This is a genomic window from Alkalibacillus filiformis (genome assembly GCF_030814115.1).
Taxonomy (GTDB): domain Bacteria; phylum Bacillota; class Bacilli; order Bacillales; family Alkalibacillaceae; genus Alkalibacillus; species Alkalibacillus filiformis.
This window is the reverse complement of record NZ_JAUSUP010000002.1, coordinates 184,551-209,332: the sequence shown is the minus strand read 5'-3', so window position 1 is coordinate 209,332 and position 24,782 is coordinate 184,551. Positions and strand designations below refer to the sequence as shown.

Annotated in this window: 17 protein-coding genes and 2 tRNA genes; 18 read left to right on the top strand and 1 reads right to left on the bottom strand. The window is 35.5% G+C overall.

The annotated features are described in order from the left end of the window. Window positions 1–20: 20 nt before the first annotated feature. The 16 genes from dnaB (at window position 21) to J2R98_RS06515 (ending at window position 19,501) form a co-directional block, all read left to right on the top strand. Window positions 21–1,370, top strand: coding sequence for a replicative DNA helicase (gene dnaB, locus J2R98_RS06595; protein ID WP_307067403.1), 1,350 nt, complete (start codon window positions 21–23; stop codon window positions 1,368–1,370). A 170-nt stretch (window positions 1,371–1,540) separates the two neighbouring features. Beyond that, window positions 1,541–2,827, top strand: coding sequence for an adenylosuccinate synthase (locus J2R98_RS06590; RefSeq protein ID WP_307067315.1), 1,287 nt, complete (start codon window positions 1,541–1,543; stop codon window positions 2,825–2,827). A 141-nt stretch (window positions 2,828–2,968) separates the two neighbouring features. Further along, window positions 2,969–3,045, top strand: a tRNA-Asp gene (locus J2R98_RS06585). A 164-nt stretch (window positions 3,046–3,209) separates the two neighbouring features. Next, window positions 3,210–3,285, top strand: a tRNA-Phe gene (locus J2R98_RS06580). A gap of 752 nt (window positions 3,286–4,037) precedes the next feature. Next, a complete protein-coding gene (locus J2R98_RS06575) occupies window positions 4,038–5,615 on the top strand; it encodes a M23 family metallopeptidase (RefSeq protein ID WP_307067313.1) in 1,578 nt (525 codons plus the stop codon). A gap of 196 nt (window positions 5,616–5,811) precedes the next feature. Further along, window positions 5,812–6,516: a response regulator YycF gene (gene yycF / locus J2R98_RS06570; RefSeq protein ID WP_307067312.1), complete on the top strand. Its 705-nt coding sequence runs from the start codon at window positions 5,812–5,814 to the stop codon at window positions 6,514–6,516. Window positions 6,517–6,521: 5 nt separating this feature from the next. After that, entirely contained in the window at window positions 6,522–8,351 is a 1,830-nt protein-coding gene (gene walK, locus J2R98_RS06565) for a cell wall metabolism sensor histidine kinase WalK (protein ID WP_307067310.1), read from the top strand. After that, window positions 8,348–9,706: a YycH family regulatory protein gene (locus tag J2R98_RS06560; RefSeq protein ID WP_307067307.1), complete on the top strand. Its 1,359-nt coding sequence runs from the start codon at window positions 8,348–8,350 to the stop codon at window positions 9,704–9,706. Before walK ends, J2R98_RS06560 begins: the two co-directional genes overlap by 4 nt. A 2-nt stretch (window positions 9,707–9,708) precedes the next feature. After that, on the top strand, window positions 9,709–10,539 hold the full coding sequence (locus J2R98_RS06555; protein WP_307067305.1) for a two-component system regulatory protein YycI: 831 nt from the start codon (window positions 9,709–9,711) through the stop codon (window positions 10,537–10,539). Then, entirely contained in the window at window positions 10,536–11,330 is a 795-nt protein-coding gene (locus J2R98_RS06550; RefSeq protein WP_307067303.1) for an MBL fold metallo-hydrolase, read from the top strand. The genes J2R98_RS06555 and J2R98_RS06550 overlap by 4 nt, the downstream gene beginning before the upstream one ends. A gap of 28 nt (window positions 11,331–11,358) precedes the next feature. Further along, complete coding sequence (locus tag J2R98_RS06545; RefSeq protein ID WP_307067302.1) at window positions 11,359–12,576, top strand: S1C family serine protease; 1,218 nt, start codon at window positions 11,359–11,361, stop codon at window positions 12,574–12,576. 402 nt (window positions 12,577–12,978) lie between these two features. Then, a complete protein-coding gene (gene asnB, locus J2R98_RS06540) occupies window positions 12,979–14,484 on the top strand; it encodes an asparagine synthase B (protein ID WP_307067300.1) in 1,506 nt (501 codons plus the stop codon). Between the two features lie 83 nt (window positions 14,485–14,567). Continuing rightward, complete coding sequence (gene rlmH, locus J2R98_RS06535; protein WP_307067298.1) at window positions 14,568–15,047, top strand: 23S rRNA (pseudouridine(1915)-N(3))-methyltransferase RlmH; 480 nt, start codon at window positions 14,568–14,570, stop codon at window positions 15,045–15,047. Between the two features lie 965 nt (window positions 15,048–16,012). Further along, window positions 16,013–17,212: a GmrSD restriction endonuclease domain-containing protein gene (locus tag J2R98_RS06525; protein WP_307067296.1), complete on the top strand. Its 1,200-nt coding sequence runs from the start codon at window positions 16,013–16,015 to the stop codon at window positions 17,210–17,212. A gap of 300 nt (window positions 17,213–17,512) precedes the next feature. After that, on the top strand, window positions 17,513–18,508 hold the full coding sequence (locus tag J2R98_RS06520; RefSeq protein WP_307067294.1) for a virulence RhuM family protein: 996 nt from the start codon (window positions 17,513–17,515) through the stop codon (window positions 18,506–18,508). A gap of 159 nt (window positions 18,509–18,667) precedes the next feature. Beyond that, the gene (locus J2R98_RS06515) at window positions 18,668–19,501 is read left to right on the top strand and encodes an NAD(P)-dependent oxidoreductase (protein ID WP_307067293.1); all 834 of its coding nucleotides are present in this window, start codon (window positions 18,668–18,670) and stop codon (window positions 19,499–19,501) included. A gap of 121 nt (window positions 19,502–19,622) precedes the next feature. Here the strand turns inward: J2R98_RS06515 and J2R98_RS06510 are convergent, their stop codons facing one another. Then, on the bottom strand, window positions 19,623–21,335 hold the full coding sequence (locus J2R98_RS06510; RefSeq protein WP_307067291.1) for an ABC transporter substrate-binding protein: 1,713 nt from the start codon (window positions 21,333–21,335) through the stop codon (window positions 19,623–19,625). Window positions 21,336–21,503: 168 nt separating this feature from the next. Here J2R98_RS06510 and J2R98_RS06505 point away from each other — a divergent pair, with 168 nt between their 5' ends. After that, complete coding sequence (locus tag J2R98_RS06505) at window positions 21,504–22,706, top strand: MFS transporter (protein WP_307067289.1); 1,203 nt, start codon at window positions 21,504–21,506, stop codon at window positions 22,704–22,706. Window positions 22,707–23,146: 440 nt separating this feature from the next. After that, window positions 23,147–24,667 carry a hypothetical protein gene (locus J2R98_RS06500; RefSeq protein ID WP_307067287.1) on the top strand — a complete coding sequence of 507 codons (1,521 nt, stop codon included), beginning with the start codon at window positions 23,147–23,149 and terminating at the stop codon, window positions 24,665–24,667. Window positions 24,668–24,782 lie beyond the last annotated feature (115 nt).

The window sequence follows — 24,782 nt, the reverse complement described above, 5'->3', positions numbered from 1 at the left end:
GAACTATTGTGGCAGAAAATATGACGCATGATCGCACCCCACCTCATAATATAGAAGCGGAACAAGCGGTTTTGGGAGCTATATTTTTAGAACCAGATGCAGTTGTTTCAGCAAGTGAAACATTATCTTCAGAAGATTTTTATCGAATTAGTCATAAAAGAATTTTCGAGATTATGTTAAAGCTGACGGATAAAGGAGAGCCGATTGACTTAGTTACAGTCACGACCGCTCTTACTGATGCAGAGCTATTAAATGATGTTGGAGGGGTGTCATACTTAACTGATATCGCTCACTCTGTTCCAACAGCAGCCAATATTGATTATTACGTCAAAATCGTTGAAGAAAAATCAACATTAAGAAAGATTATCTCAGCGGCGACAGGAATTGTTACTAAAACCTTTGAAGAAAATGAAGAAGTCACTGAGTTACTAGATTACTCAGAGAAAACTATTTTAGATATTTCACAAGATAAATCATCAGGTAAGTTCCGTAATATTAAAGATGTTTTAATTAATGTTTATGACAATATTGAACAACTCCATCACCATGATGAAGAAGTCACTGGTACAGCAACAGGGTTTAGAGATTTAGATCAAATCACATCAGGTTTTCAAAAGAATGATTTAATAATAATTGCAGCAAGACCCTCAGTTGGTAAGACAGCATTTGCTTTAAACATTGCACAAAATGTAGCGATTCATTCAGATGAGAATGTCGCTTTATTTAGTTTAGAGATGGGTGCTGAACAATTAGTTAGCCGTATGTTATGTGCTGAAGGTAATATTGATGCACAACGTTTGCGTACTGGTCGATTGGAAGAAGAGGACTGGAGTAAACTAACAATGGCAATGGGTAGTTTATCTAATGCGGGTATCTTCATTGATGATACACCAGGGGTAAAAATTAATGAGGTCCGCTCTAAATGTCGCCGGTTAAAACAAGAATCAGGCTTAGGCATGATTATGATTGACTACTTACAGCTTCTTCAAGGCTCAGGCAGTAGTGAAAGTCGTCAGCAAGAAGTTTCTGAGATTTCAAGGTCACTTAAAGCATTAGCACGTGAACTTGAAGTACCAGTCATTGCACTATCGCAGTTATCACGTGGCGTAGAACAAAGACAAGATAAGCGCCCAATGATGTCTGACTTGCGTGAATCAGGGAGTATTGAGCAGGACGCAGATATTGTTGGTTTCTTATATCGTGATGACTATTATGAAGAAGATAGTGAAAAGGAAAATATAATTGAGATTTTGATCGCAAAGCAGCGTAATGGCCCAATCGGCACTGTAGAACTAGCCTTTGTTAAAGAATATAATAAGTTCGTGGATTTAGACCGGCGTTACGATGACGCTGATATCCCACCTGCTTAAACGGATCGCTAGGGTAATACCTAGCGATTTTTTAATTCAGCCACAACAAAAAACCGTACAATATACTAAATTTATATAAATTAATTCGGATTTAAATTGAAAAAAGCTATATAAACTGTTAATATTATTTTGTACTTAATGATATTCTGAATTATTAGGAGGTCCTGTTTATGACAACAGCCATCGTAGTCGGTACACAGTGGGGCGATGAAGGTAAAGGGAAAATTACAGATTTTCTAGCACAAAAAGCAGATGTCATTGCACGTTACCAAGGTGGAGACAATGCTGGACATACAATTAAATTTAATGGTGATACATATAAATTACACCTGATTCCATCTGGTGTGTTTAATTCTAATAAAACTTGTCTTTTAGGCAATGGAATGGTTATTAATCCACAGTCACTTATTAAGGAAATGGATTACTTAAAAGGGTTTGGTTTAACTTTAGACCATTTAAAAATTAGTAACAGAGCTCATGTTATTATGCCTTACCATATTGAGTTGGATCGGTTACAAGAAGAAAGTAAAGGCGAAGAGAAGCAAATAGGCACGACGAAAAAAGGGATCGGACCAGCTTATAGCGATAAAGTAAACCGTTCAGGTGTCCGTTTTGCTGATCTAATTGACCCTGACTCTTTATATGAACTCGTGCACACACAAGTAGAGCAAACAAACGAAGTGTTAGAAAAGATTTATAATGCACCAAAACTTAATGCAGAAGAGATCTATGAAACGTATAAACAGTATGGTGAAGTGTTAAAGTCGTACGTTGTTGATACTTCCGTTATGTTAGATGAAGCGTTAATAGAAGGACGTCACATCTTATTTGAAGGAGCGCAAGGTGTCATGCTCGATATTGATCATGGTACATATCCTTACGTGACTTCATCAAGCACTTCAGCAGCAGGTGTTGCAACAGGAAGCGGAATTGGCCCGAACAAAGTTGACCGCGTCATTGGTGTATCAAAAGCTTATACAACACGCGTCGGTGATGGCCCATTCCCGACTGAACTTCATGATGACATTGGCGACCAAATTCGTGAAGTTGGTAGAGAATATGGTACAACAACTGGACGCCCGAGAAGAGTCGGTTGGTTTGATGCTGTAGTCATTAATCATGCAAGAAGAACGAGTGGTATTACAGACATTTCATTAAACTCACTAGACGTACTAACAGGTATAAAAGAATTGAAAATATGTGTTGGTTATGAACGTGACGGAGAGCTAATTAAAGGTTATCCTGCTAGTCAGAAAGAACTGACAAAGTGCACGCCAGTTTATGAGACGTTATCAGGTTGGGATCAAGACTTAACGAGCGTCAATACGTTTGGTGAATTACCACAGGAAGCACAACAATACATCAAGCGTATCGAATCTTTAACAGGTGTCCAAGTAGCTATATTTTCAGTAGGACCAGACCGTGAACAAACTGTCGTAAGAAATTCAATATATTAGTCTAAACAAAAGCTAGAGCCACTAGTACTGAGGCTCTGGCTTTTAAATTGTCTAATAGTTGTGAAACTAAAACGTAATAAATTTATAAAATAGCTTGTCAAACATAAAAATACTATGGTAATATTAAATTCGTCGCCAATTGGTCCGGTAGTTCAGTTGGTTAGAATGCCTGCCTGTCACGCAGGAGGTCGCGGGTTCGAGTCCCGTCCGGACCGCCATCATATACATAATTACATGTAAGTTGGTTATACCATTTATGTAAGACTGTTTTAGGCGAAGCTTTGCGAACAAGCAGACATCATTGAAAATACCCAAGTCTGTGAGCACAGAAGAACGAATACAAGTATGCGTGAACCACACATAAAAATTTAATACTAATTACGGCTCGGTAGCTCAGTCGGTAGAGCAACGGACTGAAAATCCGTGTGTCGGCGGTTCGATTCCGTCCCGAGCCACCATTTATTCACACAGTTTAAACACTGTGTATTTTTTTATGTTTAAAACACCTTTCGATACTGGCTCTATACTAAATGTGGTGGTGTCCATTAAATCATTTGAAAGGTTGCGTCGAAAGATTTTATAGCACCAATTGGTGCTACAATCTTTAAAATAATACATCTAAAACAGAACAAAAAAGGCAAAGGACAAAAGTATTTAAAACAAGAACATATAGCCACTTGTGTGTTAGGTGAGCAGTACTAAGCGGAATCAAAATGCGTAGACTCCAGCGGGAACAGCACGAGTCTCGAGACCCCACAGGCCCCGTTCTTTGGGCCGAGGAGGCTCGAGCCGTGCCCGCGGAAAGCGAAGCATTTTGATGTAGCGATATAAAAGCACACAAAGAAGTTATACGAGAGATTTATGAGCCGACAGTCGTTTTTGTCCAAAGCCTATACGTTAAAAGGGTAATAAGTGAATGGTTTAAATTTTTACACCACCACCACCACATTTGAAATAGAACCTTCGATATTTAAACCTTTGTCATAATATGAAGTCGAAAAAGTGTATAATTACACTTTTAGTTACAATTAGACTATAATATTTTCAAATTTTTACTAACTTCTATACAATTTGATTACAAATTAGTAAAATAGGTTCATTTTTGTTATACGAGTATGATAGATTATAAGTTGTGAGAAAATAGAAGATAAGTAGACTTGTAAATAAATAAAAAGATAAAAAGATAGAGTCGAATTTGGGGGAAAAGAGGTTGTCAGACTTGAAAGAGTTAATAACAAGTAGCGTCAATAAAACTAAAGATAAACTCAAAAATTCAATAGCTAAAAAAATAACTATAACTTCAATAGTCGGTGCTGCACTTTTATTGGGAACAGCTTATGCTGACTCAAGCGGTGAACACCTATCAAATGTTTATCACGTATATGTTGATGATGAACTCATTGGAACAGTAGCTGATCAAGAGGAAGTTAAACAGTATATTAACGAGTGGGCTGAGGAAGAACAAGAAAAAGAAGGTGATGGAGTCACATTAGTTCCATCACAAGAAGTTGAGTTCATTGAAGAATTTGTTTTCTCAGCTAAAACGGATAACGAAGAAGTAATAAATGCATTAGAAGATACATTGACTTTTGATGCAGCTGCAATTGAATTAAGAGCTAACGATGAAGTCATTGGTTACGTTAAAAACCTAGATGAAGCAAATCAAGCTGTTAACCAAGTTATTACTCAGTATTTACCTGATGGTGTTGATGAAGAAATCTCTCTTTTAGAAGAAGAATTAGAAGAGAGCATCGCTCACTCTGCTGAGTTAATGGATTTATTGCCACAAAATATGTTTCAAGCAGGCAATATCAATTCAACGTTAGAAGAAGAAGATGGATTATACTACCAACAAACAATTGAACTAGGTGATGGTTCTACTGTATTAGACGTTGGTTTCACTGAAAATGTTACATTTTCTGAAGTAGCAATTGATTCTAGTAAATTGTTAAATGTAGATCAGTTAGCTAAAATGATTGAACGTGGAACAATGACACAACAAATTCATGAAATCCAAGATAATGAGGCTTTGAGTACTGTAGCCAGTGATTATGATTTAAGTGTGGATGAGTTAATTGAGCTTAATCCAGATGTTGAAGAAGATAGTATCATTAGAGTTGGAGACGAGTTAAACGTTACAGGGTTAAGTTCTTTAGTTGAAGTAGCTTATACTGAAACGATTACTGAAGAAGAATCAATAGACTATGAAACAATTACGGAAAAGACTGATTCACTATACCGCGGAGAATCAGAAGTTGAGCAATCTGGTTCAGATGGTTTGAAAGAATTAACTTACGAAGTGACAATGAATAACGGTGAAGAATTAGAACGTAATTTAGTTGAAGAAGAAGTAATTGAAGAACCGCGAGATGAAATAATTAAAGAAGGTACAAAAGTGATTTCATCACGAGGAACAGGTGACTTTGCATGGCCTGCTGTAGGTGGTACAATTACGAGCACATATGGACCTAGATGGGGCTCTCACCATGATGGAATTGACATTGCAGGTGTTAGTAACCGCTCAATTTTAGCAGCAGATAACGGTGTTGTGGTTGAAGCTGGCTATCATTCAGGTGGACATGGTAATCGAGTTATTATTGATCACAACAATGGGTACCGTACGTTATATGCTCACTTGTCATCAATTGGTGTTAATGTCGGCGAGACTGTAAAGCAAGGATCAACGATTGGTCAAATGGGTTCAACAGGTAGATCCACTGGTGTACACTTACACTTTGAAGTTGAAAAAAATGGACGAACAGTTAACCCAGGACCATACATTCGATAAAAAGTTAGTTTATAAGAAAAACCTCTAGCGATGCTGCTAGAGGTTTTGTCATATAATCTGTGTCTAAGGGGGGATATACTTATATAAGTATAGAATCTTATAATATATAGATATGTATGACTGTTATAATAAGACAATTTTATCAAGTTGCGATAGAATATAATTATAAGACAATAGATAAGGATGGTGTCAGTCAATGAAACATACAATTCTTGTTGTAGACGACGAAGAGCCAATTGCAGATATACTAAAGTTCAATTTAGAAAAAGAAGGTTATGATGTTGTTTGTGCCTATGATGGTAAAGAAGCAATTGAATTAACAAAACAACAAGAGCCTGACTTAATCTTGTTAGATATTATGTTACCAGAGAAAGATGGTATGGAAGTTTGCCGCGAAATTCGCCAGGACTATCAAATACCAATTATTATGTTGACTGCAAAAGATTCAGAAATAGACAAAGTGCTCGGTTTAGAGCTAGGAGCAGATGATTACGTGACAAAACCGTTTAGTAATCGTGAATTAGTTGCTCGTGTTAAAGCGAATTTAAGAAGACGTGGTACAGAAGATCAAGACACAACGACGTCTATTCCCAACTTAAAAATTGGTGAATTGGAAATCAACAGAGAAAACTACTCAGTTACGCGTAGTGGTCAGCCTGTGGATTTAACTCACCGCGAATTTGAATTATTACTTTATTTAGCTAAGCATATAGGACAAGTGATGACGCGTGAACATTTACTAGAAACCGTATGGGGTTATGATTATTACGGAGATGTTCGTACAGTAGATGTAACAGTCCGTCGACTGCGTGAAAAGATCGAAGAAAACCCTAGTAATCCGAATTGGATTGTAACAAGAAGAGGGGTCGGTTATTACCTTAGAAATCCGGAGCAGGAGTAGGTTAAATGGGAAAGCTCAAAAGCTTTTTTAAATCGATACAATTAAAGTTCATCATCATTTATATTCTTCTTTTGTTAATTGCGATTCAAGTTATTGGTGCTTATTTTGCTAGACAATTAGAAACTCAGCTATTAGAGAATTTTACTGAATCAGTTAACGAGCGTGTTGAATTGTTAAATTATAACCTTGAACAATCATTAACAGAAGAAAGAGATGAAGACTCACCTTCAATAGAAGCCGATGTAAGGTCAATCATATATGACTTTGACTCTGATGATATTACCGGGATCCAAGTCATTGATAACAATAGCCGTGTTTTAGGCACAACCAGTCAATTTGACCGAGAGAATATTGGTAATCGAACAACGGAGTTAAGGATACAACGTGCTCTATCTGCAGGTAACCGTGAGGAGAATATCGTCTATAATCCTCAAAATGGTCATAGAACTTTAATTATATCGACGCCAATAGAAAATGGTGATGAAATTGTAGGCGCCCTTTCATTAGAAGCTTCAATGGAAGGTGTCTACACACAATTAAATGACATTAACCGGATCTTTGCTAATGGTACCGCACTCGCTATAACTGTATCGGCGTTACTCGGGGTTTTAGTAGCAAGAACAATTACAAGACCTATTACTGAAATGCGAAGACAAGCGAAAGTAATGGCGACAGGTGATTATTCTAAAAAAGTAAATGTTTACGGTGAAGATGAGATTGGGCAATTAGCTGTAAGTTTTAATGAGTTAAATGATCAGCTACAGTTAGCTCAAGCTACAACAGAAGGTGAACGCCGGAAGTTAAGTTCGGTTCTATCTAATATGACCGATGGCGTTATTGCGACTGATGAACATGGTGACATTATCTTAATGAACGAACCGGCTTCCAAACTCATTGGGAAAAACTATATTGAAGTACAAAGTGAACCACTTTTAGATGTTTTAGGTTTGAACTCGCATGTAAACAATTTAGAGGAAATTAAAGAGATAGGAAGTACAATTATTGACTTCTCAGATGACGACCAAGAGTTGTTGTTAAAAGCGAACTTTTCAGCTATTCAAGATGAAGCCGATGAGATGAATGGTTTCCTAACCGTAATTAGTGACGTAACAGAAGAAGAACGTGTGGAAAGAGAGCGCCGCGAATTCGTAGCTAACGTTTCACACGAATTACGTACTCCATTAACGACGATGAGAAGTTATTTAGAAGCATTAACAGACGGTTCAACATGGAAAGATGAGACAATTGCACCTAAGTTCTTAAATGTCGTTCAAAATGAATCAGAAAGAATGATTAGATTAGTTAATGATCTATTACAGCTATCTAAAATGGATAATAAAGACTACTTGTTAGAAAAAGAACGCGTAGAATATGTTAAGTATATTGATCAAGTCGTCGATCGTTTTTCATTTAATTTAAAGGACGGCTTATCACTTACCCGTAATTTACCTAAAGACCATTGTTATGTATGGATGGACTCAGATAAATTAACACAAGTATTGGATAACATTATTTCAAACGCCATTAAGTATTCACCTGAGGGTGGAGAGATTAATGTGACTGTGAAAAAAGAGCGCCACCATATTTTAACGCAAGTTTCTGATGAAGGGGTAGGTATACCAACAGAGAACTTAGAGAAAGTCTTTGATCGTTTTTACCGTGTCGATAAAGCGAGAACACGTCAATTAGGTGGGACAGGCTTAGGACTTGCAATTGCTAAGGAGCTTATTGAAGCCCATGACGGTAAGATCTGGGCCGATAGCCGTGAAGGCAAAGGTACGACGATTTCGTTTAGCTTACCGTTGATGCGAAAGAAACGGGGGCGTAGTTCATGAGAAAGGAACAGTTTAAAACAGCTTTATTAGTTATATTAGTCTTATCAAGCTTGTTACTCACGTTAGCTTTGTGGACATATCAGCCAGAGTATGAAGAATTAGACCAAGCTACTTACCTAGAAGAAACAGAATTAGATGGTGAGCCTAAACATCTTAGCCAAGTTCTACAACCTGACCAGATTGTTTTTAATGAAACGAGACAGTCAACGAAAGATTCAGCCATCATTCCAGACAAACAAGAAGAAGCGGAACTATTTGAAGAGATTACCGAATGGTCCTTCTCACAAATAGATTCACATATATCAAGTGGCTCTTGGGGACTTTGGTCACCTAACATGGAACTCGTATTCCCTGTAGATGTACCGATCAGTTTAATTGACCAAATATTTAACGTGGATCAGTTTGAATTCCAGCATGACCATACATTTAATCGAGTTTACTTTCAATTAATTCAGAGTTCTGAGGAAAGAATAGAAGTAACTTTCATGTCTGATTATGAAGATGAAGTTCTGAATGGTGAAATTGAATCGGTTAGCGCTTACGAAACGATTCAAAACTATTTCTATCGTTCAGATATGGCTTCAGTTGAAGAAGTGGATATCGGTTTCGACGAGGAACGCTTTATTTATCTAACAACTGAAGAGACGGAAATTCCACAACAGACAGTCTTTACAGAAGATTTAAATGAACAACCGTTAGTTAATGTTTTGTTTAGTAATCCATCGTTAGTCCGTCAACAAAACGTAGAAGATGAAAATGAAGTTAATTATACAGATGGTACGAGACTATTAACATTAGTAGATGCATTTAATTCAAGCAGTCAATATTTGAGCTACTATAAACCTCCAGTATCAGGAGGAGAACATTCAGGAAGACAAGATATTTTGCTAAGAAGCCTTGATTTTACAAACGACCATTATGGTTGGACAGATGATTTCCGTTTAGAAAGTGTTAATTACATGAATCAAGTGGTGGACTACAGAATTCACCAAAATGGTTTACCTGTCTTTGATGACAATGGATATATGTTAATGGAGCAAGCATGGGGACCTCAAGAGCTGCAAGCGTTAAGTAGACCATTGTTTAGAGTGACCAACCGCTTTGACCTCGGTGAAGGAGACCAAGTTACGATACAGTCAGGTGAGTCAGTCTATAGATTTTTAGAAAATGCTTCTGATGAATTTTACTTACCGGCGATTGAAGATATTAAAATTGGTTATGAGGTCGTTCGAGACTCCGATTCTGCGAACAACTTAATCTTTTTGGAACCAACATGGTTTATAAAGTATGCAAACGGTGTGTGGCGTCCATTGAGCTACTTTGAAGACCGGATCACCTTGCAGGAGGATGGATAAGTATGCAGTGGGGACAAATTAAAACACTGTTTATTATTAGTTTTTTAATTTTAAACTTGTTTCTTGCTCAACAATTTCTTGAGAAAATTGGAGATACAAATCTTGAAATGTTAGCCCAAACAAGTTTTGAAGATCAACTGGTCGCTGATGAAATTGAGATTGGGGAACTGCCGGAAAGAGGCAAGCGTGAAGTATATATATCGGCTGAGCGTTATGAGTTTGAAGAAGAAGAATTTGCTAACATAGCTGATTCTGCTAACAATCAAACAATGATTCTCTTAAATGAAGATACAATTTTAAGTGAATTTGATGAGCCTTTTGAATTTAATGGTAACCACGATGAGTTATTAGAACAAATTCATCGTGGTAGTGAGTATGAGTTTTGGGGTGAGTATGATGAGCGCTTAATCTTGTACTTTCAAGAGCAAAATGACCGAACGGTGTTTTTTAACACTTCAGGGTTAGTTGCGGTGACCTTAAACGAAGATGGTGAAGCTGTTAATTATGCCCAGCGTATTTTAAGTGATACTGCTGTTCAAAGTGAAGAACAAACAGTATTAGACCCAATTAACGCAATTGAAGCCTTATATTCATCGGTTTTACAAAGACAAGATGAAGTGACAGGTATGAATTTAGGTTATCATACGTTAGTTGAAGAAGGACCACAAATTTTTACACCAACTTGGAAAATAACAATTAATGACGAACGGAATTATTTCGTCAACGCAATAGAAGGACAGTTAATTCCGAACGATGAGGAAAACTTCGTCCAAGCGATTTCCTATTTTATAGACTACCAAGTGCAAGAATTTATGCGGAGTGAAAGTGAATGAGTTTACATTTTAGTGTACTAGCATCAGGAAGTTCGGGTAATGCTTTTTATATAGGGACTAATAAGACGAAATTGTTAGTGGATGCTGGCTTAAGTGGTAAGAAAATTGAAAGCTTCTTAAATGAGGTAGATGTTGATCCACCTGACCTTGATGGTATTTTAGTGACACATGAACATAGTGACCACATAAAAGGGTTAGGCATTATGGCTAGACGGTATAACTTACCGATTTATGCTAATGCTAAAACATGGCAAGCGATGGATCATTCTATTGGCAAAGTGACGACTGATCAAAAGTTTGAATTCGAAATGGAAACAGTTAAAAACTTTTCTGGATTAGACATTGAAAGTTTTGGTGTTTCACATGATGCGGCAGAGCCAATGTTTTACGTGTTTCACTATGAAGATAAAAAAGTAGCCGTGTTAACGGATACCGGTTATGTATCTGAACGAATGAAAAAAACAATCGAAAATGCTGATGCACTGTTGTTTGAAACTAATCATGATGTGGGTATGTTACAAATGGGGAGATACCCATGGAATGTGAAGCGTAGAATATTAAGTGATTTAGGCCACGTATCAAATGATGATGCGGCACATGCCATGATGGATGTCATTGGGGATCAAACGAAAAAAATATATTTAGGCCATTTAAGCCAAGATAACAATATGGTTGATTTAGCTCGAATGAGTGTAGAGCAGAGACTGAAGGAGAATGGATTTCCTGTAGGAGAGGCTTTACAGCTAGAAAATACAAGTCCTGTGAAGCCGACACCTATTTTACATCTTTAAAGTTAATAGAATGAGTGAGGTGTTTTAAATGGGTTACTATGATGATCATATTAAATCATCAAAGCAAAAACAGGGCCGCCCATGGTTTGCAGCAATCGTTGGCGCCATTATAGGTTCAGCAATCATGTTTTTTGCATTATCTGCAATAACAGGTACTGATGTGTTATCCAATAACACAAATGAACAAACGGGTACAACTGACCAAGAGTTAAACGAAGAAGACGTTGCTGAACAAAGGAATGTCGAGGTAAACATTCAGTCACAAATAACAGACATAGTAGATGAAGTTTCGGACGCTGTTGTAGGAGTCGTTAATATTCAAAATCAAAATATTTTCGGTCAACAAATGGAACAAGACCCAGACGATGCCCCTACAGGATCAGGAGTTGTTTATAAACAAACAGATGGCGAAGCTTACGTTGTGACTAATTATCACGTTATTGAAGGTGCAGACTCTGTTGAAGTCGTTTTCTCAGAAGAAGAGCAAGTAGAAGCCGAAGTCATTGGTGGCGATATGTACTCTGACTTGGCAGTTTTACGAGTAGAAGATACATTCGTTGATCAAGTCATTGAGTTAGGCCAATCAGAAACGATCAATGTAGGAGAACCAGTTTTAGCAATTGGTAACCCACTTGGTCTTCAATTTGCTGGGTCAGTAACACAAGGAATTATTAGTGGGATGGACCGGTTAATTCCAATAGACTACACACAAAACGGCGTAATCGATTGGCAAATGGAAGTGATCCAAACCGATGCAGCGATTAATCCAGGTAACTCAGGTGGTGCTCTTGTGAATTTAGAAGGCGAGTTAATCGGTATTAACTCAATGAAGATTGCATCACCGCAGTTAGAAGGATTAGGTTTTGCCATTCCAATTGATATGGCCCGACCAATCATGGAAGAATTAGAGCAACAAGGAGCGGTGACGCGTTCATACTTAGGTATTTCACCATATTCTTTACAAGATGTTGCTCAACACCATTTACGCAACACGCTGAATTTACCTGAAGATGTTGATCGTGGTGTATTAGTCGCATCAGTTGAGACCATATCACCAGCAGACCAAGCAGGACTTGAACAGTACGATGTCATCATTGATATGAATGGTGAAGAAATCGGTAATGTTTATGAGTTAAGACAGTATTTATACAATGAAACAAACCCAGGTGATGAAATTGACATAACGTTCTACCGAAATGGAGAACGTTATGAAACAAGTCTCACGTTAACATCACAGGAGTTTTAAATGAAGAAGACTTACTCACAATGTGGGTAAGTCTTTTTATATTGTTCGGAAATGAGTGGTTTTCCACATTATTAAGAGGTTTATGCACAAAATGTGGGTAAAATAAATTAACTAGACCATATATTGTGTTAAGAGATTAAGTTGAAACTAAATATAGCACGAACATATGTTAATATGTTGATAAACCTGTGGATAACCTTAACTTTTCCCCAGGAATTGATTGAATTTCATGTTTATAAACAAGTTGCACACATAGAATGTGTATAACTTATGGACAAGTAAACACTTGTTAAATCAGGAGTTAGTAAACTGTGCATAAATATAGTTGTAATACGGACTTGTAAAAAGACGAACATTTGGTAGAATGTTAAACAATATTAAATTTTAAAAATAATAAATGAGGTGTTAATTATTTGTGGAATATTTGCGACAACAGGATTTTTAAACAAAACAGAAATGGATCCCGTGCTATCAAGCATGAAGCACAGAGGTCCAGATGAAGGAAAAGACGTACGACTCAATCATTTTCATTTAGGTCATCAACGTTTATCGATTATCGGTTTAGACGATGGTATTCAACCTATTACAAATAAAGGTGAAACGAAATGGGTAGTCGTTAATGGCGAGGTTTATAATTATCCACAATTAAAACAAAAATATGAGGATAAGTTATTAACGAAATCGGATAGCGAAATCGTCTTAAAGCTGTATGAGGATAAAGGTGTGGATGGCATTATGAAGTTAGACGGTATGTTTGCTTTCTTCTTAGCAGATGATGAGAACAATACTTTTGTAGCTGGAAGAGATACTTTAGGCATTAAGCCATTGTATTATGCCAAAGATGAAAATGGTGAGTATGTTTTTGCTTCAGAGTTAAAGACGTTATATTTAATGACTGAAGACGTTTACGAATTTCCAGCTGGTCATTATTATACGCCTGAGACGGGTTTTGTTTGTTATCGCGAAATTCAGCAACCAGAAGATATGCGCGAGCCTGACCAAGAGGCTATATGTGAAACGATTAATGATACATTAACGCATGCTGTTAAAAAACGATTATTATCTGACGTTGAAGTCGGTGTATTACTAAGTGGTGGTTTAGACAGTAGCTTAATTGCTGCGATTGCTAAAGAGCATTATGAAGGTCAAACGCCTTTAAAATCATTTTGTGTCGGCTCTGAAGGAAGCGAAGACGTCTTACGCGCTCGCGAAGTAGCAAAAGCAATTGGAACTGACCATTATGAATATATTTATACGAAAGAAGAATTAGTCGAAGTGATCCGTACTGTGATCTACCACTTAGAATCGTACGAACCATCACTCGTTAGAAGTGCTTTGCCAAACTATTTCGTCTCAAAATTAGCATCACAACACGTTAAAGTTATTTTATCTGGTGAAGGTGCAGACGAGCTTTTCGCTGGTTATGATTACTTAAAAGACTACAATACAACAGAAGTTTTAAACGATGAGATTATTCGAATCATTAATTCACTGCACAATATAAATCTACAACGCGCCGATCGAATGAGTATGGCGCATTCATTAGAGTTAAGAGTTCCTTTCCTAGACTTAAAACTGATCGATGAAGCGTTGAAGATCCCAGCTGAGTTGAAGCTGCATAAAGAAGGTCAAATGGAGAAGACGATTTTAAGAAGAGCTTTTGATGGTGTACTACCTGAAAGTGTCCTTTGGCGTAAAAAGGAAGAATTCTCAGAAGGAAGCGGCGCATTAGACATTTTAGAACAGCATGCGAATGAGACAATTTCTGATGAAGAATTGAAAACATATCAACAAGAAGCAACAGTAGAATTAAGAAGTAAACAAGAAGCATTATATTATAAAATCTTTAAGGAATTGTTCCCAAGCCGTTCAGCCGTTGAAACGGTCGGTAAGTGGGCAACAGCATAAAAGTATGGACCCTGGCTATGCGTAGTCAGGGTTTTATTGTTTTTAAACCTTAAGATATACTAAGAGTAGATGGAGGTGCGACAATGAACATTACAATTGTCTCAGTCGGAAAACTAAAAGAAAAATACTTAAAACAAGGCATCGATGAATATATGAAGCGGCTTAGTAAATATGCCAAAGTGAAAATAGAAGAAGTACCAGATGAACAAGCACCAGACAATATGAGTGAAGCAGAAGAAGAAGCGGTCAAAAATAAAGAAGGCGAAAAGATATTAACAAAGATATCCACAGATACATATGTCATCACACTTGAAATCGAAGGCAAGCCATTAACATCAGAAGCCTTTGCCAAGAAAATGGACGACTTAGCTACATATGGCAAGAGTAAGATCGCTTTTGTCATTGGCGGTTCACTCGGCCTAAGCGATGAAGTTAAACAACGAAGTGACTACGCCATTTCCTTTAGCAAAATGACTTATCCACACCAGTTAATGCGGTTGATCTTGTTGGAGCAGGTTTATCGGGGGTATAGGATTAATAGGGGTGAACCGTATCACCGTTAATGGTAAAGAAAAGTGATGCAAGTATTACGCTCAATAAAGAGCAAATTGATAGGCTGCTAAGAAATTAATTAACTGATATAAAGCGAGGAACTTTTGTTTGGGTTCCTTGCTTTTATTTTGAATATAATTTTCAGGAAAATAAGAATTATTTGTGGTATAAAGTGATACTGTCTGAAACTAGATGAAAGTGAGTGGATAAATTGATATATGTAAATCTTTTTGTACATAATAGTTAGATTAGAATTGTACATTGGCAGTTTACTTTATCAAAAAGGGTGGTCAATTACGACTATAGTGAATGAAACAAGGGTTGATCCTAAAACCATTCGTAAGTACATAAAATCAGATCAACTATTCAAACTGAAACAGGTATCATCAAGAGTTAGCAAGCTGGAACCATTCAAAGACTATTTAAAAGAACGGGTTCAAGAGGGGGCGACAAACTGTTCGGTGTTATTAGACGAGATACGAGCCATGGGTTATGAGGGCAAAATGACCATCCTTCGGGATTTTATCAAACCTTATAGGCAAAAACCTAAGAAACAAGCTGGTATCCAACCAGCTAAGTTATAGAAACTAGGGAATTTCATTCCGTTGAAAGTAGGGAAATTCAAACTGTTGTTGAGAGTATTAAATGAGACACTTATGACTATCGAAACCAAAGTCATTTTTTACTCAGATCAGACTGGATTGTAAACAACCTGCATAAGATGATGTTTATAGCAATTCGCAGTTAAAAGGAGAAAAAACCACAATCAATAGTGAAGAGATACATTACTATATTTGCACTCTTGATAAATTTAAACACATTTACTATAAACAAAAAATAGGAGCAGCTTTAATTTTTCGTTAAAAAATGAACTAAAAAACACAGCTGCAGTTAATAAGTTACCAAAAAAACATTGACTTCTCTATTTTGTTTGAGTATTATTTAAATATACTTAAAAACAGAGGGACGTGATTTTTTGAAAAAAAGTGTTATGGATTTATACAAAAAGGCAGTTTTTGATCCTAGTAAGGAAAGAAAAGATATGACGTTACAGTTATTGTGTGACGAGATTGAACAAGGTAAAATGGTTCTCCCGATTTATCAAACTTATATTCGTTGGACTCTACCTAAAATGGTTGATTTATTTAATTATCAACTACTTGGTAAGTCCCCTGTAGCCCCTATCTCTATTAATTTTATTGATGACCCTGAACAGGTTATCGAACAAATTGGATTTTTAGACAGAGAAATACTTAATAAGGAAAGTTTATTAGGAAAACATTCAGTAGTTGATGGACAACAGAGGCTTTCCACTAACTATAAAGCTCATGTTGACCATGAGGATGTTGAAGATATCGTACTTGATTTGCGTAAAGGAAAATTTACTTCGCTTCGAAATAAAGAAACAGTTAAAGAATATCAAATACCTGTTGGAAAACTTTACAACAAAGATCAAACCAAATATTTAGAATACGTGAACAGCAAAGAGTATTTAAAAGAAGATAATACAAAAGATTTATTGAACACAATTCGAAAAAAGCACCAGCAATACTACTATGTGGTTAACTTTGCTACTAATTTATCTAAGGTAGAGCAAATGGAATGGTTTGAAGTCTTAAACTTAGCTGGAAGCCGTGTTACAGGAGATATGGTTTATTTAACAGATTTACTTGTCAAAGGCATTGACTTCTATACAGATTATGTAAATCCGTTTGTTAAAGAACTAGAAAGTAAGGAATTAGAACATTTAATGCCCAAAAAATCTGCCGAAGTATCAATTCCTTTAGCTACTTTGAACGCTGCATATTTCAAAGTTACTGGTGGTGATAAAAAAGGAAATTTTAGTCCCATCCCTTCTGATACAAAAGCTAAAGCTATTGGTAGTCGTAGTGTAGAAGAAATTAAAGAAATGATATCAATAACTTTAAAGGCACTAAATGATACTTTAGAATTTATGAGCGAAAATGATCGTTTGGAAAAAATTGAAAGAGTTGATATACTAACCTATTTAATTGGATTAACCGTTGATAAAGAAATTGATTATAATAATCTATCATCTAAACAAAGCCACTATCTAATTGAGTTTATTGACACTGCCGACTTTGTTAACAATTCAAATACCGCGCGTAGAGAAAAGTACAGTAATTTGCTAGAGAATTATCCTTTAAATGAATAAAAGTAAAGAACATTAAATTCATAGAAGCTAGTCTATGACTGAAAATAGATTAATTAGAAAGCATTGGAAGGTAAATTCCAGTGCTTTTTTTGCCTCTTAATTAACCATGGCGAACCTTATCATAAATAGTTGTAAAGCAGAGGGAGAAGAAATTTATTAGAGCAATAAAATGAAAGTTGATATAAGATACCCCTTTGAACAGTAAAAAGTTTGAAGGGTTTTTTATAATCAATAAAAGAACAAATGTTCTAAAAATGATATAATAATAGGAAATAGGCGATAAAGGGAGTGAGAGGTGTAATGCAAAATTACACAAATATCCTGATTTACCAAACTGAAGAAGGAAATACAAAAATAGATGTAAGATTAGAAAATGAAACAGTTTGGATGACTCAAAAGGCAATAGCAGAGCTTTATCAAACATCATCACAAAATATCACATTACACATAAAAAAAATTTACGAAGAGTGCGAATTACAAGAAGAAGCAACTTGTAAGTATTACTTACAAGTTCAAAATGAAGGTTCAAGAGAGATAAAAAGAAAAGCAAAACACTACAATCTCGAAATGATTATCGCAATCGGTTATCGAGTTCGATCCCATCGAGGCACACAATTCCGCCAGTGGGCGACAGAACGTTTGAATGAATATTTGGTCAAAGGCTTTACAATGGATGATGAACGCTTAAAAGAAATGCGTAATTTTGGTCAAGACTATTTCGACGAACTCCTTGAACGAATTCGAGATATCCGTGCTTCTGAGAAGAGGTTTTATAACAAAATCACTGATATTTATTCTACATCTGTTGATTATGATCCTAGAGCAGAAATTACACAGGAATTCTTTGCAACAGTTCAAAATAAACTTCATTTTGCTATACATGGTCAAACGGCTGCCGAACTGATCGCCAATAGAGCTAGTGCTCAAGAAGAAAATATGGGTTTGACTTCTTGGAAAGGAGACAAAGTTCGTAAGCCGGATGTTACAGTCGCTAAAAATTATTTAAATGAAAAAGAGTTAAAGTCATTAAATCGAATTGTAACAATGTATTTGGATTATGCAGAAGATCAAGCAGAGAGGCAAAGACCAATGTACATGAAAGATTGGATTAGTAAACTAAATGCATTTCTTCAGTTTAATGAAAGAGATATTCTGGAAAACGCTGGAAAAGTATCGAAGACCGTGGCTGATCAAATTGCCATTGAGCAATATGAAAAATATAATGAAAACCGCTTAGAACAAAATACAAAAGACGATTTTGATGATTTTGTTGAAAAAAATCAGTTGAAGAAATAACCACAAAACATATATAAGAATATATAAATTTACTAAAAAATTCCACTTATCTTGAAAGTTCCTAAGGTTGATTCACATTGATTAGAGCGCTTTTATTTGATGTGAATGATTAAAGTGGTTACGATAAGAGAAATTATTAATATTGAGGAGGCAGGACCATTGAGTAAAAAAATTGGTTTCGTAGGATTAGGGGCAGTGGGTTTTCCAATGGCCGTTAATTTAAAGAAAGCTGGTTTTGAAGTCATCGGTTATGATGCTTTTAAAGGCGTTTATGAAAAAGCTGAAACAGAAGGAATAACAATGGTAGAAACTTTAAAAGAAGTGGCCGAGCAATCTGATGAAGCGATTATATCGATGGTGCGTGACTATGATCAGAATGTTGAGGTCATTTTTGGAACGGATGGTCTTTTCACTGGTGAGACGAAGGGTAAAACGGTCATTTGTATGAGTACACTTGACCCAGATACGATGAAACAATTAAACCAAAAAGTAGAAGAAGAAAGTGACTTGAATTTAATTGATGCTGGTGTGAGTGGAGGCGTTTCCGGTGCTGAAGCGGGTACCTTGTCCATTATGGTTTCGGGTCCTGAAAATATCGTAAAGTCGTTTCGGCCATACTTTGAGGCGATGGGTTCCAACATATTTTACTACGGGAACGAAACAGGCAATAGCCAAATTGCCAAGTTAATTAACAACCTTATTCTAGGAATTAATATGAACGCGGTTGCAGAAGGCCTTAAATTAGCGAAGCATTTCAACTTACCTGAAGATGAGTTATTGAACTTATTAGAAGTCAGTACAGGTGATAGCTGGGTAGTTAGAAATTGGAGTGATGTGTCTGAGTGGACTGCAGATACTACCTTGAATATCCTGCTGAATGATTTAACAGCTGCTAACAACCAAGGACTTAAACATCATGTTCCATTACCGTTTAGTGCATTAGCTACCACGCAACTCCTAGAATCTATGGGAGAAGAAAAATCAAAATCCTGAGGGTATGGCCACTGCCATATTAGCAGAAGATTAAATCCGAAGCATTAGCTTCGGATTTTTAAATAGTTTCTACATGTTACCTTTTTAGCACAATAAAGAAGGATTTAGTAGCTACCACTATCTAATCGTCTACCCAAACTTTAGTAAAGTCTACATATCCGAACAAATGGTTTTCAACTCCATAAATGTTATTATTAATTACCTTAGAATTCTGAGGTGAATATAGAGGTATTATAAATAATTCACCAAGTATATATTCAATTGTATTTTTTATTATATATGAACGTTTCCATTCTTTTTGTTCTGATTCAAACTTATAAATTATTTCTTGTGTGTATTTTTGTATTTCATTGTTAAACATTTGATTAAAGATTAAAGCGTTATTGTTGAGTGCATAAGAAAATGTTAAGTGCAAATTAGGTAGAAATGTTAACTCAATGAGAAGTATGTCAATATTGTTCATGTTTATAGATGAATCATTTGGATTAAACGGGTATAGCTCGAGGTTTATACCGTGAAGTTTTGCTTCGTATTTCAGCCATTCTGCCTCATCCTCTGCATCTTTTTGATCAATATAATATATATTGAGCTGTTCACCTTGATAATTGGCTAGATTTAATAAATGGGGTATTCTTTTTGGATCTTTATGTTTTGACGTGCCTATAATTTCATAATCAGCTTCCAGTATTTCATCAGTTAAATCATCCTTCATTTTCCTTATATCTAATAAGTGATATATGGCTTCACGAAAATTCTTATTATCTAAAATGCTACTCTTATTTAAATTTAGTGATAAGAATTTTAGGCTAGTACTATCTAATTTGTGTTGGGAGTTGTTGTAACTGGATAATGGCTCATTATTTATGGATATTAATTGAGGTATATCTTTAGCTACAATATAGAAATGAATTTCATCAATTAATGGGCGTTCTTTAAAGTAATAATCATTCGCTTGTATTAATAACTTATTTTCATTTTTTTCTTTTATTATAAATGGTCCAGTGCCAATCCATTTATTATCAATGTTGTCTATATCATGAGGTTGGATGCAAAAGTGTATGGTTGATAAATAGTGTAGAAAAAGAGAATTTGGGTGATGAAGTAGAATTTCCAATTTATGATCATTTACACAAACTACTTCGTTAATGTTTTTAACCATCCAAGAGTAGTTCTTAGACTTGTATAACCTTTCTATAGAACATTTTACATCTTTACTAGTGAGGTGCCTCCCATCATGAAAGTAAACAGCTTTTCTTAGATAGAGTGTCAATTTTGTTTTTGTAGGATCATACTTAAAGTGATGTGCAAGGTGTGGATCAAAGCGTTTTTGGACATCATTGTATTTGATTAGGGTATCTCCTATATGCTCAAGGATATGAGTTTCGAAAGCAGTAAAAACATCTAATGGGTCTAAGCTTGTAATATTTGTTGTTTTAAAAACATGAAGTACGTCTTTTGGTTTTGACTCAGTTTGATTAGCCCCCAGTAATCTTCGAATTTCTTCTGATGAATCTGATATCCAATCTTCAGGAATTGGAAGTCTGAGTATTGCAGCAATCTTATCTAACTCTTCTTCTTCAGAACATTTTTTAATATATCCTTTGACATCCTCTTGGAAATAATTAAAGTATCTAACTTTAGAAACATTACCTCTACCATTTCCAGGCGTATATATTAGAAATCCTTCTTCTTCAAGTCTTTTTAAAATTCTCTTAACATTTTTTAACGAACAAGACCATATTTCTTCCAACTCTCTAAGCTTAAAACAATAATTTTCATCTGGAGATAAATGTTCTAAGTTAGATCGCAATGTAAAATATCGTTCTATTATCACTAGATCACCTCTTCTTAAAAGGGGGACATAATTATGCTGATTGTAACCTTTTTAACCCCTTTAAGCAAAGTTACACTAAATGTAATTAAAGTGAATTAGAAACAAGCAGAAGGAATTTTAAGGTCTAGATATTAATTCATACTCTTTGACCTCTTGGGGGGTTGTTCATTGAAAGGATATAAAAATTTACTGGTTACTTTCTTCTTATCTGAATTTGCAAGAGCAATGTACTTTATCACAGTAACTTGGCTTTTATATCAACTAACATATGATGGACTTTATACAGGTTTGCTTGTAGGTCTTGGCTTTTTACCTGGTCTTTTATTAAATGTTTTCTTTGGTGTTATAGTTGATAGATTTGATCGTAAGAAGCTAGCAGTGTCTGCAAATTTAATATGTACCATCACAATGTTAATCTTGTTATTCTTTGTCGCAATCAATAGTGTCATGCCTTTGGTGATTATTGGTGTGCATATGATTTTGCAAGCCTCGGGCTCGTTATTTCGTCCTGCAATTCAAGCTTATATAGCTGAGTGTTTTGAAAGAGATAATTTACCCAAAGTATTTTCACAGTCATCTTCTGTCGCAATTGTTGGGGGGTTACTTGGAGCTTCGGTTGGGGGTCTTATTATTAGTTTCATCTCAATCATAGGTTCCATGCTTATCGTTGCTGGGAGCTTTGCATTAGGTTCAATATCACTAGTATTCGTTAGAAAACAGATAAATAGAGAGCCAATAGTAACAAAAAGGAATTCTATTATTAAGGACATTGCTGACGGATTTATTTATATAAAAAATAATAAATTTTTACTTGGATTATTAATCATTATGTTTAATGGTCAACTTGTCTTTCATACAAGTTTGGGATTCTTATCTGTTTATACAGTGGATTACTTGCTTCAATCTGCAACGGTTTATGGTTTATTAGATGCAACAATCTCAATAGGAGGAGCTCTTGCCGGGCTGTTAGGAACATGGTGGTTAAACAGAAATAAAAATAAAACTGCAATATATTCTCTATTAGTAGTCTTAATTGGTTTGTTTCTTGTTGGAGTTGCTCCTATATTAGCAATGTCATTTTTGGGTGTTTTTTTAATTGGACTTGGAACAACTTGGATTCGTGTACTACTCCAATCAATTCAACAAATGGCTACTGACTCTGACTATCATGGGAGAATGGCTAGCTATCGAATGATTGGAAATCAGGGGGCTGTAGTGATAAGCGCTCCAATTCTAGGGTGGATTGCATCCAGTCATGGAGCAAACTATGTATTTTTAACTTTAATGGTTCCTATTAGTCTTTGTATTATTTTTGCTTTTCACCAGTCTAAACAGGAAAAATTAATTACCATAACGAAGAAAGTTGCTTGAGATGTTGTTTGACTATAGCTTCAATAGTTAATTCAGCCGTTTCCTTCCTTTTATTTTTACAAAGATGAAAGAATAGAAAGTAGTACCTTACTAAATATTGTAGGTGCTACTTTCTAGAAAGAGTGAACCTCCAAGGTAAAATTAAATATATTTAATTTTGTAGAGCCCCAGTCTTATAACTTTTCTCACCTTTTATAACTACTCCTTTTGAATTAATACCCATTTTGTAGGCAAGATCATGTGAATGTCTAAATAAGTAAGATCCTTAATTATAAATTTTGGTTAATAATTTGTTTATCTTTATACATTATTATTTCTGATTGTTCATAATTTTTAAACAATAGTGACTGAAAATTACCTAAATATGTTATTATTATGGAAAAGATATGAAAGAAAAGCCCCGTTTTGATTACATTCTATGATAAGGAGAGGGTATACTCATGCATTTACAAGATGTATTACCGTTAATGTCGAAGATGTATTTGTCAAGGACAGTGGATAGCTTTTTAAAAGATGTGAAGTTAAATAATGAAGAGGAAATGCGGGACATTATAATTAAGAATATTGATGAGTTTAAGAATGCTGAAAGAGTCAAACTTAACTTGGACTTTAGGGAAGCAAATCGTGATATTACATTAATGAATCGATTTATTTTGAAATGTTTGCTTGGAAGCGAAGGTTACATTCTTTCAGAAAAAGAGATGCATGAGAATGTTTTGGAACTTGAAAGGCAGATTCTAGAGGATAGTCAGGATGATTATTTTGTAGAAAATAAAATTGATGAGACGGCTTTCCAAGTGTATAGTGCCGTCTTAAATACGGCTTGGAGTAAAGGGGAAGCCTTAACATCCGATGAAATAAATATTTTATATACGCTTCGTGAGGTCCTCGGGCTGACGACACGAGAGCATTACATTATGGAAAGTAGAATCGGTAGATTTCCTCAAAAGGGTAATAAACTACATAATTCAAAACATGTGGATCAATCTCTTAAGGATCTTCAACTTAGAGGGATATTATTGCGGTTCAAAACGGATGATGTTTATTACGTCATACCTCATGATATCGTTAGAGAAGTAAGGTATGAGATGGGAGAAGAGCTTCGTACGGCAACTTATGTTGAGTTATTGAACTCATTAAACCTAAAACAGATAAAGACTATATTATCTACAATTAATATAAATATGAGTGGTAACAAAGATCAGTTAGTAGATAAGATCGTGAAGTATAATATATTACCTTCAAAAGCGCTCTCTCATTTAAACACTTCAGATTTAACACAATTGTTACGTTCACTAGATGGATCCAATGTGAGCGGAACAAAGGAAACTAAGATACAAAATATCATAGATTATTATGAGAACGTGACGACAACGGTTGACTCAGACCCTACAGATGAACGTTCAATTTATTATGATTATTTTGATGATCTAGCTTCGCGTAACTATAAAGCTTTACGGGCTAATAAAGTAATCGAGAAGGATAACCAAGTTGAGAAATACTTTGAGGAAGCCACACGATACCTTTTTGAGAAGAAACTTAAGCTGCAATTAGAGAACATGAAAGGAAGTAAGCACGCTGACGGTAAAATTAAGATTAGTTCTAAGGATAGTTTATTATGGGACAACAAAAGTGTAGAAGAGCCTTACACCTTCCCAGAAGAACACCTTGAACAATTTTTAGGGTATATTAGGTCAGAACCTACACGAGTTTCGATATTCTTAATAGTTACCAGTGACTTTACTCAAGAAGCGGTTTATCAGGCGCAAAAACTTAAAGCATTTTCAGAAGATGATACGGATGTTGCTATAATTACAGCCGAAAACTTAAAATATGTAAGTGAAGTGTGGGAAGAGTATTCGGGTAAAAAGGAACCAGAATTTAGCCATCAAGTACTGAACTTAACAGGAGGGCTTAATAGAAGTTTACTTACTAGTCGAATGGAGTGGGCTTTAAAGTAATGCTCAAGACCTTCTATATTAACGACTTCTTTCCAATTTATAATAACGCAATCAATGTTATTCTCCTCTCCAGGACACACTCACCCTGAAGAGGAGTTTTTTATCTATGTTATTG